18 protein-coding genes are annotated in these 19,254 nt (G+C 40.1%); 11 read left to right on the top strand and 7 right to left on the bottom strand.

Annotation, left to right across the window (positions count from 1 at the left end; genetic code table 11):
- Window positions 1-4 precede the first annotated feature (4 nt).
- From guaD to xdhA, 6 genes are read right to left on the bottom strand one after another with little or no spacing between them, the layout of a single operon-like run.
- On the bottom strand, window positions 5-1,369 hold the full coding sequence (gene guaD, locus I6F48_RS19590; RefSeq protein ID WP_197120124.1) for a guanine deaminase: 1,365 nt from the start codon (window positions 1,367-1,369) through the stop codon (window positions 5-7).
- Between the two features lie 2 nt (window positions 1,370-1,371).
- Window positions 1,372-1,722, bottom strand: coding sequence for a hydroxyisourate hydrolase (gene uraH, locus I6F48_RS19585; RefSeq protein ID WP_165741026.1), 351 nt, complete (start codon window positions 1,720-1,722; stop codon window positions 1,372-1,374).
- Window positions 1,719-2,219 carry a 2-oxo-4-hydroxy-4-carboxy-5-ureidoimidazoline decarboxylase gene (uraD, locus tag I6F48_RS19580; protein ID WP_197120123.1) on the bottom strand — a complete coding sequence of 167 codons (501 nt, stop codon included), beginning with the start codon at window positions 2,217-2,219 and terminating at the stop codon, window positions 1,719-1,721. The genes uraH and uraD overlap by 4 nt, the downstream gene beginning before the upstream one ends.
- Window positions 2,216-3,106, bottom strand: a complete 891-nt coding sequence (xdhC, locus tag I6F48_RS19575) for a xanthine dehydrogenase accessory protein XdhC (protein ID WP_197120122.1) — start codon at window positions 3,104-3,106, stop codon at window positions 2,216-2,218. Before xdhC ends, uraD begins: the two co-directional genes overlap by 4 nt.
- Window positions 3,099-5,438, bottom strand: a complete 2,340-nt coding sequence (gene xdhB, locus I6F48_RS19570) for a xanthine dehydrogenase molybdopterin binding subunit (RefSeq protein WP_197120121.1) — start codon at window positions 5,436-5,438, stop codon at window positions 3,099-3,101. The genes xdhC and xdhB overlap by 8 nt, the downstream gene beginning before the upstream one ends.
- On the bottom strand, window positions 5,425-6,924 hold the full coding sequence (gene xdhA, locus I6F48_RS19565; RefSeq protein WP_197120120.1) for a xanthine dehydrogenase small subunit: 1,500 nt from the start codon (window positions 6,922-6,924) through the stop codon (window positions 5,425-5,427). Before xdhA ends, xdhB begins: the two co-directional genes overlap by 14 nt.
- Window positions 6,925-7,422: 498 nt before the next feature.
- Between xdhA and I6F48_RS19560 the strand changes: the two genes are divergently transcribed.
- The 3 genes from I6F48_RS19560 (at window position 7,423) to I6F48_RS19550 (ending at window position 9,599) form a co-directional block, all read left to right on the top strand.
- A complete protein-coding gene (locus tag I6F48_RS19560) occupies window positions 7,423-8,019 on the top strand; it encodes an RDD family protein (protein ID WP_197120119.1) in 597 nt (198 codons plus the stop codon).
- A 14-nt stretch (window positions 8,020-8,033) separates the two neighbouring features.
- Window positions 8,034-8,492 carry a hypothetical protein gene (locus tag I6F48_RS19555; protein ID WP_231615271.1) on the top strand — a complete coding sequence of 153 codons (459 nt, stop codon included), beginning with the start codon at window positions 8,034-8,036 and terminating at the stop codon, window positions 8,490-8,492.
- 471 nt (window positions 8,493-8,963) lie between these two features.
- Window positions 8,964-9,599, top strand: a complete 636-nt coding sequence (locus I6F48_RS19550) for a trimeric intracellular cation channel family protein (RefSeq protein WP_197120118.1) — start codon at window positions 8,964-8,966, stop codon at window positions 9,597-9,599.
- Window positions 9,600-9,818: 219 nt separating this feature from the next.
- Here I6F48_RS19550 and I6F48_RS19545 read toward each other — a convergent pair whose 3' ends face one another.
- Window positions 9,819-11,285 carry a DASS family sodium-coupled anion symporter gene (locus I6F48_RS19545; protein ID WP_197120117.1) on the bottom strand — a complete coding sequence of 489 codons (1,467 nt, stop codon included), beginning with the start codon at window positions 11,283-11,285 and terminating at the stop codon, window positions 9,819-9,821.
- Window positions 11,286-11,572: 287 nt separating this feature from the next.
- Here I6F48_RS19545 and I6F48_RS19540 point away from each other — a divergent pair, with 287 nt between their 5' ends.
- The 8 genes from I6F48_RS19540 to I6F48_RS19505 all read left to right on the top strand — a co-directional run.
- On the top strand, window positions 11,573-12,412 hold the full coding sequence (locus I6F48_RS19540) for a DUF417 family protein (RefSeq protein WP_197120116.1): 840 nt from the start codon (window positions 11,573-11,575) through the stop codon (window positions 12,410-12,412).
- 10 nt (window positions 12,413-12,422) lie between these two features.
- Window positions 12,423-12,674 (top strand): Rho-binding antiterminator, encoded by a 252-nt coding sequence (locus tag I6F48_RS19535; RefSeq protein ID WP_197120115.1) that lies wholly within the window; start codon window positions 12,423-12,425, stop codon window positions 12,672-12,674.
- A 601-nt stretch (window positions 12,675-13,275) separates the two neighbouring features.
- Entirely contained in the window at window positions 13,276-14,115 is an 840-nt protein-coding gene (locus I6F48_RS19530; protein ID WP_197120114.1) for a tyrosine-type recombinase/integrase, read from the top strand.
- Between the two features lies 1 nt (window position 14,116).
- Window positions 14,117-15,241 carry an IS91 family transposase gene (locus I6F48_RS19525; RefSeq protein ID WP_331460708.1) on the top strand — a complete coding sequence of 375 codons (1,125 nt, stop codon included), beginning with the start codon at window positions 14,117-14,119 and terminating at the stop codon, window positions 15,239-15,241.
- Between the two features lie 346 nt (window positions 15,242-15,587).
- Window positions 15,588-15,983 carry a hypothetical protein gene (locus I6F48_RS19520; RefSeq protein WP_197120113.1) on the top strand — a complete coding sequence of 132 codons (396 nt, stop codon included), beginning with the start codon at window positions 15,588-15,590 and terminating at the stop codon, window positions 15,981-15,983.
- Between the two features lie 211 nt (window positions 15,984-16,194).
- Entirely contained in the window at window positions 16,195-17,733 is a 1,539-nt protein-coding gene (locus I6F48_RS19515) for a transposase (RefSeq protein ID WP_165729590.1), read from the top strand.
- Between the two features lie 204 nt (window positions 17,734-17,937).
- Window positions 17,938-18,777: a hypothetical protein gene (locus tag I6F48_RS19510; RefSeq protein ID WP_165729589.1), complete on the top strand. Its 840-nt coding sequence runs from the start codon at window positions 17,938-17,940 to the stop codon at window positions 18,775-18,777.
- 224 nt (window positions 18,778-19,001) lie between these two features.
- Window positions 19,002-19,254: transposase (locus I6F48_RS19505; RefSeq protein ID WP_197120112.1), on the top strand; the 253-nt coding region annotated here is incomplete at its 3' end.

Here is a 19,254-nt window from a genome sequence, read left to right as displayed (position 1 = left end):
ACAGTTAAGCCTCTTCTAATACCGGTGAGCGGGTGTCTGAAAATTGATTGTTATCATCGCGCTTATACACGCTTTTACCCATAATGTAGGTTTGCTCAACGCAGCGGTCGTCGCCTAACATCATCATTGCAAATAGTTTTTCATGTAGGGTTTTGGCATGTTGTATTCTAAATTTTAAAAACGAAGTTGCCGAACAATCCATTACAACAAAATCGGCTTCACAGCCGGCTTCAAAATTACCAATTGTCCCTTCTAAATCGAGCGCTCTAGCACCGCCGAGTGTTGCTAAATACAGCCCCTTAAATGCTGAAAACTTTTGACCTTGTAACTGTTGGATTTTGTAAGCTTCGTTACCTGTTTGTAGCATAGAAAAGCTTGTTCCTGCGCCTACATCGGTACCCATGCCTACGTTTATGCCGTGCTCTTCACAGGCTTTTAAATTTAAAAGTCCTGATCCTAAAAATAGGTTTGAGGTAGGGCAGTGCGATATTGCCGCATTGTTATCTGCAAGGCAGCAAAGTTCGCGCTCAGATAAATGAATACTATGGGCAAATACTGAGCGTTTACGTACCATTTTTGCTTGCTCGTACACGCCTAAGTAATCTTCGGCTTCTGGAAATAGCCCTTTAACCCATTCGCACTCGTCTTTGTTTTCAGATAAGTGTGTATGCAGGTAGGTGTCTGGGTATTCTTCAAGCAACTGAGTACATTTTTGAAGTTGCTCAGGGGTTGATGTGGGGGCAAAACGCGGTGTAACTGCGTAGCTTAGCCTGTCAACATTGTGCCATTTTTTTATTAGGGCTTTGGATTCGTCATAGCTTGTTTGCGCGCAATCAGATAAGTCGTCAGGGCAGTTACGATCCATCATTACTTTACCGGCAATCATACGTAAATTGCGTTTTTGTGATTCTTTAAAAAACGCATCAACCGATTGCGGGTGCACAGTGCCAAATACAAGGGCAGTGGTTGTGCCATTACGCAGTAGCTCGTCTAAAAAGCGATTAGAGATCTCTTTTGAATAATGCTTACACGTAAATTTTTTCTCTGTCGGAAACGCATACTCGGTTAACCAACTTAGCAGTTGCTCGCCGTACGCCCCCACCATTTCGGTTTGTGGTAAGTGTATGTGGGTGTCTATCATGCCGGGCATAACCAATTTGCCATCGTGGCGAATAATAGTGGCTGATTTATCTAAGCTTGGCAGTATGTCTTGCTCGTAACCAAGCTTAACTACTTTGCCTTGTTGAATAACTAACGCGCCTTTTTCAAAATAGCGATGGGCGTTGTCGCCTGCTATGGCAGGGTCGTCTACAAAATCGAGTATGTTGGCACAAACTACTGTTAAGTTATTATTGTTTTGCGTGCTCATTATTAGCTGCCTCTGTACGTTGAGTAGCCAAATGGGCTAAGTAATAACGGAATATGATGATGCTTTTTATCTTGTAATCTAAAGGTAATTTGCGCCTCTGGGTAAAACGCTGGGGTAGGTTGATTTTGATAATAACTATCTAAATCAAATACTAGCTTATAGGTTGCAAATTCTATCTCTGTATTTAGCCAGTCGGTAATACGCCCATCGCTATCGGTTGTGCCTTGGGTTAGTTGCACCCATTCGTTATTTGTAAGTTTAAATAGCTTAACAGCAACGTTTGCTGCTGGTTTTCCTGTGCTGGTATCGAGTATATGGGTGGTTATAGGGCTTTTTTTCATACTTTTATTCATAGCAATGACTCCAATCTTATTTTTGTTATTTTGGCTTGTTCGCCCGCGGCAATATTTAGCTCTGTACTGCGGGTGTTGTGCATGCGCTGCTCTATGAGTTCGAGCATTTGTTCGGCCGTTTTACCGCTGGCGCACACAATAAAAATAAAGCCAAACTTGTTCAGGTACTCTTTATTAAGGGCAATCATTTTGGTTAGTACGGCTTCGTTTACTTTGCTCATACCTGATTGCTCATGCCCCGCTTTTTGTGCGGTAGCAGCGTATTTTTTGCTAAGGGTTGATAAATCACCTATTTGCGGGTGGCCTTCAAAGGCAGCTAAATAGTCGCTTTCGCCAAGGCTATCCCATATGCTTTGTGCGCATTCAAACAGCTGTTGAGCACTTTTAAATGGCATTGCTTTTACCATGCCCGCCACCCAGTTAGGGGCCGCGCAGCAATGCTCAAGTGCTTGTTTTGCTTGTGCATCATTTAGCGTATTTATTTGTAAGCTACTCATGCGTCTACTTCCTCCTGCGTGGTGCTAATTAAGGCATTTTTTAGTGTGCGCCATTGCAAGCCTTGGCGTTTTGGCGCTTGGGTTTGCATAGCCTGATAAAGGCCAATTAGCTGTCCACTAATCGAAATAGCCACTTCCATTGGTAATTTGCCCGTAATGTTATTAAGCCCAACAGGGCAGGTCATTTGTTGTATTTGATCGGCTGTAAAATTGCGATGTGCTAGGCGTTGTTTAAAACGTTTTGCTTTAGTGTCAGAGCCAATAACGCCCAGCCAATTGGCATCAGCGCGTTTAATAATGGCTTGGGTGAGTGCAAAGTCGAGCTGGTGGTTATGGGTCAATATTAAGTAGTTGTTAGCCTTTGGTGCACGTTTTACTTGCTCTGTTGGCTCTTCATCAACCACTTTTACTACGTTATTTGGAATAGCCTGTGGGAATACATCGGCGCGGCTATCTATCCAGCGTATGCGAATAGGCAGCTGTGCCAATATACCAATAAGCGCTTGTGCTACATGGCCTGCGCCATAAATGTCGAGGGTAAAGCGCTCGCATTGCATGCACTCAAGCATAACGGTGGCAGCCCCGCCGCAGCACTGGCCTAAATTTGCACCTAGGTTAAATTGCTCAATTACTTGGGCGGCTTCGCCTTTGGCAAGTAGTTCGCGGGCTTTTTCTATTACTACGTATTCAAGGTGGCCACCGCCAAGGGTGTCGTAAATATGCTCGCCGCTTATTACCATTTTTGAGCCTGTGCCGCGTGGGGTTGAGCCATTTGTGCCAAGCACCGTGGCAATAACATAATTAGTGCCGCTTTTTTCGTGCTCGTTTATAGCCTGCGCCCAGTTTTGAGTATGAAAACCCTGAAACGACTCATTTAAATTAGTCATGTTGATTCTCCTTAAACCAGCTAGCGGTTTGCTCAATTGCACTCAATACTCGCTCTGGGGTTGCGGGTGTATCCAGTGGGGCGGTGTATTTGTAATCAGCCACACTGCTTATTGCATTACGAATGGCGCTCCATACACTAAAGGCCAGCATAAATGGCGGCTCGCCTACGGCTTTTGATCTAAACACGGTGGTTTCTGGATTTGCTGAGTTATAAAGATTGACGTTAAATTCGGCAGGGGTATCGCCAATAGCTGGTATTTTGTAGTTGGCTGGGCCAAAGCTTGCAAGCTGGCCTTTATTATTCCATTGTAAGTCTTCGGTTGTTAGCCAGCCCATACCTTGCACAAAGGCGCCTTCAATTTGCCCTATATCAAGTGCTGGATTAATTGAACTGCCTACATCGTGCAGTATATCAACGCGGGTTACCGTGTTTTCGCCCGTAAGCGTATCTACTTCTACTTCACTCAGTGCTACGCCGTGAGCGTAGTAAAAAAATGGGCGGCCTTCGCCTTTAGCTCTGTCGTAATGAATTTTTGGTGTGGCGTAATAACCCGTTGATGAAAGCGATATACGATTCATGTAAGCAAGATTTGCAAGTTCGCTAAAGCTAATTTCCCCTTTACTAAAAGTAATGAGGTTATCTTTAAATGTAATACTTTGGCTGTCTACTTCAAAGTGCTCGGTAATAAAGTTTATTAAGCGCTCTTTTATTGTGTTTACTGCATTTAGCGCCGCCATACCGTTTAAGTCGGTACCGCTTGAGGCCGCTGTTGGTGAAGTGTTTGGTACCTTGTCGGTACGCGTAGCACTAATACTTACCGTGTTAAAATCGACCCCAAAGCCATGGGCCACAATTTGCGCAATTTTGGTGTTGAGCCCTTGGCCCATTTCGGTGCCGCCGTGGTTTAAATGTATAGAGCCATCGCTATATACATGTACTAATGCACCGGCTTGGTTTAAGTGTTGTACAGTAAACGAAATACCGTATTTAACCGGCGTCATCGCAAGGCCTTTTTTGATAATAGGTGACGATATGTTAAATGCTTTAATAGCGGCTTTACGTGCCCAGTAGTCACCCGACTCCTCAAGCTGGTTTATCATATCTTTTAAAATATGTTGCTCTATGGTTTGATGGTACGGCGTGGTGTCGCGGCCTTTTTTATATAAATTGAGTTTTCTAATTTCAAGCGGATCTTTACCTAATGTGGCGGCTATATCGTCCATTATTAGCTCGCCCATGATCATGCCTTGCGGGCCACCAAATCCTCTAAATGCGGTATGGCTTACGGTATTTACTTTACAGCGATTACCTTTAATTGTGGCGGCTGGGTAGTAGTAGGCGTTGTCGGCATGAAACATGGCGCGATCTACAATTGCATCCGATAAATCAGGCGAGTAGCCACAAAATCCGTTTACGGTAATGTCGGCACCTTCTATTAAACCATTTTCGTCAAAACCAACATGGTATTGATTATAAAAAGGGTGGCGCTTACCGGTTAATTTAAAATCGTCGCTGCGGGCTAGGCGCATTTTTACTGCGCAGCCAAGGTGGTAAACCGCAAGGGCTGCAAGGCATGCCCATGGTGCGCCTTGGGTTTCTTTGCCGCCAAAAGCACCGCCCATACGGCGTGTTTCTACGTTTACAAAATTAAATGGCTTTTTTAAAATTTTAGCAACTAAGTGCTGCACCTCTGTTGGGTGCTGCGTTGAGCATTGAACATGAATGCCCCCGTCGTTATCAGGTTGCGCCAGCGCTATTTGGCCTTCTAAATAAAAATGTTCTTGCCCGCCTATGTTTATTTCGCCTTTAAGCTGGTGGGCTGCGTTATTAATGGCTTGTTCGCTGTTACCACGGTTAAGTGAATGGGGCGGCCTCACCCAGTGCTCTTTGCTAATGGCTTCTTTAATATCAAGTATGGGCGTAGTTTGCTCGCACTCTATAACCACCAAACGTGCAGCGCGGCGCGCTATTTCATAGGTGTCGGCAACTACTACCAGCACAGGTTGTCCGTGGTATTGAATTTCATGACTGGTCAGCAGTACATCACCTGGAAATACCGGGCCAATATCTAATTTACCCGGAACATCTTCGGCCGATAAAATACGTTTAACGCCTTCAACTGCCAGTGCGAGACTTGTATCTATTGATTTAATAAAGCCGCTTGTAACAGGGGCGAGCACTGGGTAGGCATGCAGGCAGCCGTAAGGCTCAGGATTATCGTCGGCAAAATTTGCACTGCCACAAACTTGTTTAATAGCGCTTTCGTGATATTTAGATTGTCCAACGCTACCACCTTGCGCTTTTAGTTTATCCATTTCAAAGTGACGCATGTGAGATCCTCGTAATGGCAATGTTGTTATTGTTGCGTGCTTGCGGCTCACAAAACTCAATACCAATGCGTTGTAATAAGTTTTTGCTTACCGTAGCGCGGTAATGCGCACTGCTTCGTACATCGCTCATGGGCGTAAAGTCATCGTTAATAGCGGTAGCTGCGTCTATAAAACTACTTACTTGTAATGATTGAGATATCAGCTTTTGCTCAATATGCTGCGCGCGCTTAGGAATAGCTGCCATACCGCCCATAGCGCAGCGGGCTTGAGTAATCATGTTTTGTGAATGCTCTATAGCAAGCACCAAGCACACGGTAGATATATCGTCTTCAAAGCGTTTTGATATTTTATGACACGCCAGTTTTAGTGACTCTGGGCGCTTTGGAATAGTGAACTTACTAATTACTTCATCGCTTTTAAGAACCGTTTTTTTGTAATCAATAAAGTAGTCGGCAACTTTAATAGTGCGCGTACCAGTGCTGCTTAATAAATCCATTGATGCATTAAGCGCGATTAAAAGGGGAGCTGGATCGCCAATCGGAGAGGCATTTCCTATGCTGCCACCGAGTGTGCCGCTGTTTCTTACTTGGCTTGATCCTAAGCGTTCAAATAGCTCTTTTGACTCTGGGTAATGGTTATAAAATGCATCAACAAATTGGCTATAAGGTAGTGCTGCACCAATGTGTAGCTCTCCGTTGTTATCAGTTAATGTGCAAAGCTCCTTTACTTGGCTAAGGGAGATAATTACATCTGGTAAGAGCATGTTTTGGCTAAGCTCAATGGCAAAGTCGGTACCACCAGCAACTAAATGTGCATAAGGATAAAGCGCTTTTAGCTCAACAAGTTGTTGTGCAGTTTGTGGTAAATAAAATTTGCGAGGACCATTTTTTAAAAATGGAATATCGTCATCATATTGCGTATTAAGTGAGGCTTTAAATTGAGCGGCCATTGCTGAGTACGGTTCAGCTTTACGTTCATAGCTGTAGGCTTTTTCGGCTGCAAGTAATATAGGGCTATAACCTGTGCAACGGCATAAGTTACCGCCAAGTGCATGAATAACCGCTTTTTTACCAGGGTATGTTGGCTCATTAATATAAAGAGCCAACAAACTCATTATTATACCGGGCGTGCAAAATCCACATTGCGAACCATGGCACTCTACCAGTGCACGTTGGACAGGGTGTAAATCGGTTAAGTTTGGGTATAAGCCAGTAGTCACAGCCTCTACCGTTACTATATGTTTTGCATGCGCATTACCTAATAACAATAAACAGCTGTTCATTGTTTTGTATTGCCAACTAGTTTGCCCGTTTGCATTTATACGCTCCTCACCCACTAAAATTGTGCACGCGCCACAGTCGCCAGTTGCACACCCTTCTTTGGTGCCCACTTTCCCTTTTTTGGTGCGTAGCCAGTCCAAAATGGTGAGACTTGGCGAACATTCTTGTACTTCAATTGGCGTGTTATTTAATAAAAATTGAATCACACAGACCCCCTTAATTTTTATAAAGCCCTGATACATAAAGGCTTGGCGTATGTTTTTTCTTGTTGTTTGCGCACGGGTAACAAAAATACTTTTTAATATTAGTAAGTTTATTGCAGTTACTATGCCATTGTTGACCGATTGGTTAGTTGTTGGTTTGGTAGGTTAAACTGTAGAGGTGTAGGTAATAACGCAGTAACCTTAAAAATAAAGCACGGTAAAGTGAATGCTCTTACTATTTAAATCCAAGGTGGAAATAGGGCTGGTAAAAGCACATTAATGAAAATGCTTTATGGTGTGGTTAAACCTGACCAAAAGGACATGTTTTTTATAATGAATATAAAAGAGCTTGCTGATACGCGCTATTTAGCAGTACGCTTGCGGGTCGAGTTATACAAACGCCAACACGTTATGGTATGTTATTAAAAACACATAAATAATTGAATAACCTAAACTAATTATGTTAAATTACGATAAAAAGAAGATACGGACTTAGCTTTTATGGACTCTGAAATAGATTTTTCTACCTACACTTTAGATGAGCTTTACTCATCAGCGAGAGTTATAGATCGCGAAGCCTACCCAGATCGAGCAAAAGAAATAGACGACTTAATTAAAACGCGAGAAGCACAGAGCCCATCTGAAAATATTGTATCAAAACTAGCAGGAGAAAAAGCAACGCGCTCAGATAGGCTAGTGGCTGCTATTGTTGATGGCGTTTTAGGTGTTGTTTGTTTTATACCTTTATTCATACTCGTAGGGTTTGATAATTTAAGCCAACCAACACTTACTTTATCTGCAGGTTTGCTAGGTTATGGCATATTAAGCACGTTAGTGCTTCATGGTTACCTTATGTACCAACGCGGACAAACAATTGGTAAATCTTTAATGTCTATCCGTATTGAAAATTTAGATGGTACACAAGCTAGCTTTACTACAATTTACTTTAAACGCATGCTTTCTATGCAACTCTTATCACTTGTCCCTTCGGTAGGTCAGTTTATAGCTGGTTTTGTTAATCCATTATTTATATTTGGAAAAGATAAACGATGTTTACATGATCATTTCGCGGGAACAAAAGTGAGTTATGTAGATTAATCAGGATATTAATTATGGCAGCTTTGCCTAGGCAAAAAAAATTACCCGGATTTAAAATAATCTATAGTTTGGCTTTATCAGCATTATTTATTGTCATTTTGCTATTTTACATGGAAGTAATTAACGAAAAACCTTTATTGCATCAGTTTTTATATTTGTTTGGATTATCTTCTTTAGGAGTGGTTATTGAATGGCTATCTACAAATAATAAGCAATCACAAGCTATTGATATTGCGAATGGTGAATTTAAATTACTTGGTATAAATATAAAGGTGTCTGAGCTAGAAGAAGTACTTTATTGTCAAACGAAGCGGTTTGAGCATACCTTAAGGTTTAAATTTAGAGACGCGACCTACCGAGAAATAGAAATATCAGCCCCTGACTTGATTGATGATTTGCGTTTTTATCACTTTATGGTTGGTAACGGTTTACCAGTAAAAATGACAGACGATATAGGGCGTTTTTTTGAGTGAACTTAATGAAAATTAGGATGTCATCCACTCTAATTACCAACACAATAAACTCTCATTTTTGTTTATAAATTAATTGTCGGATGGCATGGCTTCGTCATTTATCCGACCTACGTCAACAATAAAATTAGGGTAGATGTCAGCGTTATTTTTTATGTAATTCTGCAAGTTGGATAGGTATTAGCCTATTAATCTTTGAGTCAATTTTTGTAGGCTATCTTGCTTATTTTGAGTGGATAAATAGCGCTAGCTTAATTTATGGGCCTACTTATAAACAACGTGTAAAAAATACCTACTTTTAAAATAATTACCTTCTCAAATATAACCTTTCATAAAACCTAACCTCAAACTGTATTCAGTGTAAATTACAGCGTTGTTTTTAAATGTATTTTTTAAAGTTAATTCAACTTTTAAGGGGTGTTTTTTGGCACGTAAGTTGATACAACTCCTGATAAACTTTAAAAAGGAATTACCATGACTGCTGAATACTTTATGGTACTAGGGTTACTCGGTGTTGCATTTTTTGCTGTTGCAGGTGCATTGCTTGGGTATGAAAAAAACATTAGTGGCTTTGGCGTCGTAGTGGTTGCAACCGTTACAGCACTAGGGGGCGGTACCCTCAGAGATATACTTTTAAACAAACCGGTATTTTGGATTGCTACCCCGGAGTATCTATATTCGACCTATGGGGCCGTTATAGCAACAATTTCATTTATTCGATATTTACCGCGCGTTAATAACTACTACTTTTTATTGGTAGATGCTGTTGGTATGGCGCTATTTAATATTATGGGGATAGAAAAAGCACTCATTAATGGCTCTGGCATGGTAGTCGCAATTACCATGGGTATCACTACAGGTATATTTGGTGGTTTAATACGTGACGTAATTTGCCGTGAGGTGCCAACGGTTATGCGCAGCGAACCTTACGCCTCTGCGTGTTTAGCGGGTGGTGCAGTTTATGCCGCTTTATTTAGCCTTAATGTAGATTATATTTGGTGTATTTTAGGCTCATTTTTCACGACTATCTTTTTAAGATTAGGCTCTTTGCATTGGGGTTGGCATTTAACTATTTTCAGAAAAAAAGACTTCAGAGATCAAAGCGACTAATTTTAGCTACGAGTAGCCCGTGTTTGCATGCGGTACGCGTAATTATCTTCATCAAGAATGGTAAAACCCAGTCGTTTATAAAGTTTTAATGCTTCCTAATAATAGCCCTAATGTTTATATTTTTAGGGCTATAGCGCTTTTAATTAGATACAACTAAAACAAGCGCATAGAGTTAAATATGCTGGTTAAATTAACAAAGACATTACTATCTTTATAGTACTACCAATACCCAAGTGCTTTCCACCAAAGCCCGCCAATAACTCCCCATACACTTAAATTAATAATGCTCATTATAAGGCCCATTACCCACCAATCTTTTAATGATACATAGCCTGAGCCAAACACTATGGGAGAGGTGCCTGTTGCGTAATGCGTTAACGACATCATGAGTGATGAAGCGCCAGCTAATAGTAAACCTAAAAATAAAGGCGGAGCGCCAAGCGCCAAACCTGCGGCGTAAAATGCGGCAAACATAGCAGTAATATGTGCTGTGGTACTGGCAAAAAAGTAATGAGCGTAAAAATACACAGCTACCAAGATAATGGCCGATACAATCCAGTCAAAACCCAGTTGCGCAATGTTGCTCTCAACAAGTGTTGAAAACCACGTTACCAAACCTAGTTTATTTAAAAAAGTGGCCATCATTACTAATGCTGAAAACCAAACAACGGTATCCCACGCAGACTTTTCTTTAAGTACATCGTCCCAACTTAATACACCAGTCACTAATAAAACCGATAAACCTAAAAAAGCTACTGCGGTTGTGTTAACTGCGTAGTCAGCCCCTAAAATCATTGCGGGTACACCGGCCCATAAAACAAGCAGCATAGCAAAAACACCCACCATTATTTTTTCGCCATAACTCATTGGGCCCATTTCAGTTAATTTAGATTCTGCATAGTTTTTAGCGTCGGGCGTACTTTTAACTTCAGGTGGGTAAATGGCATAAACAACCAAAGGCACAAGGGCAATACATAGCAAACCAGGAACAAGCGCTGCCAGCGCCCATGTACCCCAAGTAATACTAATATTTGCACCGGTAGCATCAGCAATAAGCTTTACAATTAGAGGGTTTGGCGCAGTCGCTGTAATAAACATAGCTGATGTAATAGGGTTTATATGGTAGCTCACTAAAGCAAGGTAGTGCCCAATTTTACGAGATGTGCCTTCCTCAGGGGACGAGCCAAAGCTTGTTGCTATCGACTTCATTATTGGGTGAATAATAGCGCCGCCTCGCGCGGTATTACTTGGCGTTACAGGCGCTATAACAAGTTCAGACAGCGCGAGTGCGTAACCAATACCAATTGTTTTTTTACCAAAAAGAGAAATAAAATTATAGCCAATACGATTTCCCAAACCGGTTTTAGCTAACCCCCGAGATATAATAATAGCAATACCAATCAACCAAATTAATGAGTTAGAAAAGCCACTTAATGCATCTTTAATAGCGCCAGATGGGCTGTCATTAGTTACGCCGGTTAACGCAACAGAGGTAATAGCTAAAATAGCAATGGCGCCGATAGGCATTGCTTTACCAATAATGGCAACAACAGTACCAATAAATAAAGCGAGCAAATGCCATGCGTTTTCGGTAACACCTTGCGGAGGCGGTACAGCAAACCAAAGTAGTAAAACAATGGCTATAGAAATCAGTCCAGAGGTAACCCGAATATCAGTACCCTTCATTAAAAAATGTCCCTAAGTTATAGAAATGCATGCATTCTGTGTATTGAAAAGGCAACGTTATTTTACTTCATTTAATAATAAAACAGGTGACGCACATCATATGAATATTAGACTTATTTAATTTTATTAATAAAGAGGTAATAAACCATAAACTAAAGATGAATAATTAAATTACCAAATGAGAGCTTACATTGTACTTAATCAACTATTATTTTTTAAGGGTTAGTTTGAATTGTTTTATCGGCTTGTAAGGTCTTTGTAAGTCTTAACGAATACTTGGAAATACAATGAACTTAAAACACACAAACAACGCACTTTCTTTTTTACTCTCATTGAGCTTTCTACTGCTTGGCTTATCGTTTGCGTTAGGTGCAAATCCTAATACGTTAACGGCTACATTTAGCTTTTATGAGCTTGATGCGTTAATAGGTGTAAATACATTAGGTTTATTGGCGGGCTCAATTATGCTCGCACTAGTAGCAACAACCTTAGCTGCGCATTTTAAATTAATAAAGCCTACAGCGGCACTCGTGTTAGCTATTGTAATTAGCATCGTCCCGTTACTAACATTATTTGCTAGCAACCGTTGGATGGCGCAACTTGGCGGTTTTCCAATCATTGGTAGCGGACAGGGCATAATTAAATACTTTGCTGTAATCCCTTTATATTTGTTTTTATTTTATAAAGACAAACTTACCGACAAACAACACGTACTTTTAAACTTTATACCGGTTGCTATGGTTTTACTGTGGATTGGCGGCATGAAGTTTTATGAGTTTGAAGCAAAAGGCATTGTAAGTTTAGTAGAAACCTCACCATTTATGTCGTGGTTATATACGGTATTTAGCGTACAAGGCGCATCTAACGTGATTGGCGGGTTTGATGTATTATTTGCTGTGTTATTGGGCTTAGGGCTATTTTTAAATAATAAAAAGTTAATTATTGTAAGTGGCTTAGCGTGTTTAAGCGTATTTATGATGACTCAAACATTCTTAATTACTGCAACCAGTGCATTTAGTTCTTCCACTTTATTGGAACGTTTAGGTCAGTTTGTAATTAAAGATCTTTGGTATATAGCCAACCTTGTTGTTATTGCTTTTTTAATGATTTTTAAACCGACTAAATAAAGAGGACGTTATGATCAGTTGCAACCAATACGACTATATCGAAATTGCCTGTATGCACCGTTTAAGTATTGAGCTTATATTAAAAAATGGTGATGGTGTATGTGGCGTAGCAACTGACACAAAACGCAATGCAAATAGAGATGAATGCATAGTTGTTAACGTAAATAGCGAGCTGCAACACATCGTGCTCACTACAATCAGCGTACTTAAAGCGCGTGAGAAAAATCCATATTTTGACCACGTGAACTTTGATGTAAAGTAAGCACCTCACTCATTCGTTTTTATCATAAACACCTCTAGCGAGCCTGTATCGTTAATATGTTAAGGCTCGCTTATCTAACCAATGCTTTAGCTCATACGTGCTTAATACATAAAGCCAAAGTTTTCCTATTACTCCTCTTAATTTTTTAATAACGTTTTTTACCGAATAAGGCTAAACGCCAGCTATTAAAGCGTAAAAAAATGCTAATCCAGTATAAGTAAGCCTCAATAAGCTTGTGTAGCGCTTAGTATCCGTACGTTTGTTAATTATGGTCGTAAAAGGTAGCTACATAAATAAAGCTAACTTACAGAAGTAACTGTTTATATAAACAGCTAATTTAATTTTGTCCAATAACATTATTAAACGCCGTTTTGGTGCAAAATAACAAAGGGCTTTTTATAACATGCCTAAATACTTGTTTACATTAAAGTTATTTAGTGGAATTATTGAACAATGTAATATACGCCGTTTTGGGGTGTTATAAACCCCCAAAGTGGTGTTCAATAAGCTGTTGAACAAAGCCGCTACGCGGAGCTAGCAACCTCCAGCATAATTGCCACACTTGTCATTGGGACTTCCCCCTATTCACAGGAGAAAACCAATGACCCCATTAAGACAACGCGTCATAGACGAGATCCGTTTAAGAGGCTACTCACCACGTACCGAAGAATCTTATATAAATGCACTTGCTCAGTTAGCTAATTATTACGATAAATCGCCTGACTTAATTAATAAGGAAGAGCTTGAGGCGTATTTTAGGTATGTAAATCTAACACAGCACTTGTCGCGTGCAACGATTGCAGTAAAACTCAATGCCGTTAATTTTTTATATAAATATGTACTACAGCGCTCATTTACTATTGATATTGTATTGCCTAAAAAGGCACACACAATACCGATATTATTAACACGAGATGAGGTTCATCGTCTGTTCTTAAATACGGTATCTGCACAACAAAAAATCATGCTTTGTATTTGCTATGGGTGTGGGCTCAGAATAAGTGAATTACTGAATTTACGGGTTGTTGATATTGAATTTAGCCAAGACTGCCTATGGGTTAGAGCAGGAAAAGGCAATAAAGACCGTCGTGTCATATTACCTAAAAGTGCAGCAAGGCGGTTAAACGCTTACATAGCAGGCTTTTCCCTTGGCAGTATACTGTTTTGTACCAACTGGGATAAAGAAAAAGCGATTGATGCAAAAACGTTTAGTCGTGGATTAAAACGTGCGGTAGCACGGGCTGAAATTACAAAAAATGTATCCGCGCATAGCTTGCGTCATGCTTATGCTACACATCAAATTGAAGCTGGTATGCCGCTTCATCAGTTACAAAAACAGCTCGGACATACGAGTATTCGTACGACAGAGCGTTATTTGCATTGGTTGCCAGAGATGGCACATAGTAGCCATGATTTAATGGCTGCGTGGGAGGAGGATTAAGATGGCAGCAATGCATCATGTCGCGGATGTCTTAGCGCAACACCTCAGTAACTATAAAAAAGTCCATGCATTAACCTATCAACAGCAGCGAGTGTGTCAGCATATACAGGACTGTCGAACCGTAAAGTTAGGCGCTCAGCAATGGCAGTGTGATCGCTGCGAGCATAATAAAACGGTGTACTGCGCATGCAGAGATAGACACTGTCCGCAGTGCCAAGGGCATGTTAGCGATCAATGGAGTGAACAACAAAGTAAAGATGTCATCAATGCGCCTTATTTTCATCTGGTATTTACACTCCCTCATGAACTTAATGGATTAGCAAGGCAATATCCGCGTGAGATTTACAGCTGTTTATTTCATGCTGTATGGCAAACGCTTAGTCGGTTTGCGCAGCGTAAAAAACAGCTACAAGGCACGTTAGGAATGACTGCGGTCTTACATACATGGGGGCAAAGCCTAGCTCAACATATTCATTTGCACTGTTTAATTCCAGGTGGCGTATTAACATCGTCAGGTGAGTGGCGGGGTGTTAAAAAGCCGTATTTATTTGCAGTAAAAGCCTTAGCAACCGTGTTTAGAGCAAAAATGCTAGCAGCCATTAGGGCGCATAAACTAACGATACCTCAAAACGAATTGTTAATGACAAAATCATGGTGCGTACACAGCAAAGTGAATTTGACCGAAGCGAAAACGGTGTTGAAATACCTTGGACGCTACACACGTAAAGGCATGTTGCATGAAGGACGGCTTAAGCAAGTAACAAAAGATGATGTCACGTTTAGTTATAAAGACTACCGAGACAGCAAAATAAAGCGAATGACATTAACAGGCATAGAATTTATTAGGCGCTATTTACTGCATGTGCTCCCAAGTGGGTTTATGCGAATACGGCACTACGGGTTTTTAGCCAGTGCGTGTAGAGCAAAAAAAAGGGGTATTATCAGCGCACAAACAGACAAGCATGAGACTAAAAATAAGGGAAAGTCAGATACAACAGGTGCGATGATAGTTAATTGGCCGTGCCCATCATGTAAGCAAGGGCAGCTGATAATGAAAAGCCTATGTATAAAGGATGTAAAAATCGACGGCCTAGCGACGGGAGGCATAATAATGAATACTGGTTGAGTAGTAAGTCAAACAGTTAAAAGCAACTCGTTAACTAAGTTGGTGTGGCAGAGGATCAGCTTAGATGCGGTATTGCCTAAAATAAATAAAAAGGATGACAGTAGACAATAAGCAGGCAGAAACGATATAAAAGAACGTAGAAATGTAATGAATAAACAGTAATTAACCCGTCTAGTAGTAAAAGGGTGACCAATAAAACTGCAATCAACAACTTCCCTAAAAAAGAGAATTCCTATAGCATTAAACATACCAATAAAAACGTTGAGTGAGGAGCATGCTTCGTTCAACAAGGTATTTATACGATACAAACAACGTAACGTATAAATACTAAGACGTTAGGTGTTTTATGAGCGTTACTTATATTGTTGTGCTTGTAGTTGTTATTTGGCTTGCTTCGGCATTTTATGGTGACGGCTTACCCAAGAAATATCGCTTGCGGAAATGTATGGGTAAATATTGGAAATCTGCATTTCCAAACAGTAGTAAAGATGATATTCGTGAATTTCTTATTTTGTTTACGGATGCCTTTGCATTCTCAACTAAAGACAAGCTCAACTTTTCACCTAGCGATAAAATTTTAGATATATATCATGAGCTTTATCCATCAAAATGGATGGCTGATTCACTGGAAGTTGAAACGCTTGCAACAGACATCGAAAATAAATATAGTGTCAACTTTAATAAATTGTGGCATGAGAATTTAACTTTAGGTGAGTTATTCTCTAGTGTAAAAAACACCTAACAAGCACTTCAAACGGAACAAAAACAGTTGGTTAGGTTCCGCTTCGCTTCACATTTTAACCAACTATTTTTGTCCGCTTAAGTGGGCGTTGAGGCTGTAGAATTACTCTTTTTAGGAACGTATTCTACTATTTTTAATTGATTGCTTTTTAACCTTGAATCCATCTGTTCGCTGTGATCTAATAGATATTATTCACCCACGGTAAACTGTTATGGCTAACTATAAGCCTGACTTATCCTGTCAAAATAAATTCATTCCTATCAATTTCGCTGAACAAATTTTGCCTGGCACCTTTGAGTATGCCCTTTGTTATATTGTCGAAAATAAACTCGACTTGTCGGGCTTTGACGCGTGGTATAACAACGACAGAACGGGTGCGGCGGCGTATCCACCCTCGGTAATGCTAAAGATTATTTTACTGGGTTATGCTCATGGTTTAATTAGTAGCCGCCGAATTGCTAAAGCGTGTGAGACGAACATTTTATTTATGAGTGTGTCGGGTGATATCCAGCCGCATTACACATCTATAGCGGGATTCGTGGCCAAAATGCATGAGCAGATTGAGCCGCTTTTTACGCAAGTACTGATGATATGTGATGAGGAAGGCTTGATAGGCCGCAACATGTTTGCCATTGATGGGTGTAAATTAAAGTCCAATGCGAGTAAAGAGTGGAGCGGCACATTCGATGAGTTAAGCCGCAAAAGAGCAAAATTAGAACGCGCAAGCAAACGTATAATTGAACGCCACCAATCACAAGATGGACTGGGCGAAGAGTTGATAGCTCAGGACTTAAAACAAAAAGAAAAGCTGGATAAAAGTGCAGATAAAATCACTGAGTTTTTAGCCACTCACAAAGAAAAAACAGGCAGTAAAGGCAAGCCTGTTAAAAGTAATATCACTGACCCCGACAGTGCGAAGATGACGACCTCAAAAGGCACAATTCAAGGCTACAACGGCATCGCGATAAACGATGATAAACATCAAATCATCCTGCAAGCACAAGCGTGGGGCTCAGTAGGCGAGCAACAAACTCTGCAGCCAGCCGTTGCACAATTAAAACAGCAACTCGATAGATTGAACACTGACAAGCTCAAAGACGATCACACGATTAAATTCACCGCAGATAGTGGGTTTAACAGCGAAGTGAACCTTGAATACATGGCGAAAAGTGGGTTCGATACCTACATTGCGGATAACCAATTTAGAAAACGAAATCCGCTGTTTAAAGACAGCGAAACATACGAAACGGAGCAAGAAAAGCGCCGACTAAAACGCAGCAAAGGCAAGCCACGCTTATTTACCTCAGACGATTTTCATTATGATGAGGCAACTCAAACATGCCGCTGCCCCGCAGGCAATGATATGTGGCGAAGTGGGATTAATGTAAAAAGTCATAACCAGCAATACACGCGATTCTGTGGTTACTTAAAAGACTGTAAAACGTGCCCGCTACAGCAGCAATGCATGCGAAAACTACCCATTAAAACGGGGCGACAAGTACAGTTTATAAATAATGAATCACGCAAAAAGCTGAGCTATGTAGACAAAATGAAAGTAAAAATAGATAGCCCCATAGGGCGACGACAATACAGTAAGCGATTAGGCTGTATTGAACCCGTGTTCGGCAATATTACCGTCAATAAGGGCATGAATAAATTGACCTTACGGGGTCAAACGAAAGTTAATATGCAATGGCAACTGTATTGCCTTGTTCATAATATAGAAAAACTGCAAAACACGATGCATTAAGAAGGGGAAGTCCTTTTAACCTAAATAAAACCACTCAACCACTCGTAATCGCTTCCAAAACGCCAATTTAAACAACACCAAACACTTCTTTATATGCTGCGTAAAAATACAGTAATCAATTGAACCAAAATAGGAACTCAGCTATGGTTTGTTTATCAATAAAAAAATTTTAAAACGAGTTAATCTACAGGCTCGTTAGATGCTATGAATATTTATCCTAATACTGGTGTTGAAAAAGTTGAATTTGGTATGTTCAGGGAGGAGATTAAAACCTTCTTAGGTCTACCTGATGAAATCTGTAACCCTGACGGTCAAGATGAAATTACGTCAGAAAAATGGATTTATAAAAAAATAGGGTTGGAATTGTCTTTTGATCCTGATTTAGAGTTTCGTTTTGATGGTTGTTATATCACTTCAAGCAATGCATGTTTGGATGATATTTGTATCATCGGATTAAGTTTGAATGAACTCGTAAATAAGTTTCCTTACTTAATTGTTAATGAAGGCTCCGAAAGATATAGAGAAGTCACTGCTCCTGACAGTGAAATGTACCTAACTCTTAAAGATGGTATCGTTAAATCAATATACATTTCACCTAATTCTCGTGAATTTATCTATGAATATAGCAGTAAGAGCTATAAAAGAATGATTGCAAGCAAGAGGTTAATAAAAAACTCTATCCGCAAAAGTGAAAATATTTTTGTTTCTGACTTATTAAATGTTCGGAGTAAATTAAACGAAAATACTACTCAAACTTTACAAAGTGATTTTGAATGGTTTTTAAGTAGTAGGTTACAACTTGATGTTTTCCCCGAGGCAATGTGGTGTGACGGCACTATTATTACATCGATAGTATTTCATTCCGATAAATTATTATATATTGAAGGCACTGCGGACATTCTCTCGTCAAACGATGATGACTTTTATCAAGTATGTAACGTAAGTGGTCATATTTTGTTAAATAACAAACTTAAGAGCATGAAGAAATACAACCTAACTTTGAGTTATGAAGGTAAGTCATTCGTTGCTAGAAAAGGTGTTTAATTAAAATCGCATCTAACAAGCTGCTCAAAAGGACAAAAAACAGTTGGCTGTTTTCGTTCCTCAACATTTTAGCCAACATTTTTTTGCCTCTTAGCAAGGCGTTGAGGCTGTAGAATTACTCTTTCTAGGAACGTATTCTACTATTTTCAATTGATTGCTTTTTAACCTTGAATCCATTCATTCGCTGTGATCTAATAGATATTATTCACCCACGGTAAACTGTTATGGCTAACTATAAGCCTGACTTATCCTGTCAAAATAAATTCATTCCTATCAATTTCGCTGAGCAAATTTTGCCTGGCACCTTTGAGTATGCCCTTTGTTATATTGTCGAAAATAAACTCGACTTATCGGGCTTTGACGCGTGGTACAACAATGACAAAACGGGCGCGGCGGCGTATCCACCTTCGGTAATGCTAAAGATTATTTTACTGGGCTATGCACATGGTTTGATCAGTAGCCGTCGAATTGCTAAAG

This window comes from Pseudoalteromonas sp. SWYJ118, from assembly GCF_015864505.1.
In the GTDB taxonomy this organism is placed as follows: domain Bacteria; phylum Pseudomonadota; class Gammaproteobacteria; order Enterobacterales; family Alteromonadaceae; genus Pseudoalteromonas; species Pseudoalteromonas arctica.
The sequence above is the reverse complement of the archived record's forward strand: the minus strand, read 5'-3'. Positions and strand labels throughout refer to the sequence as shown.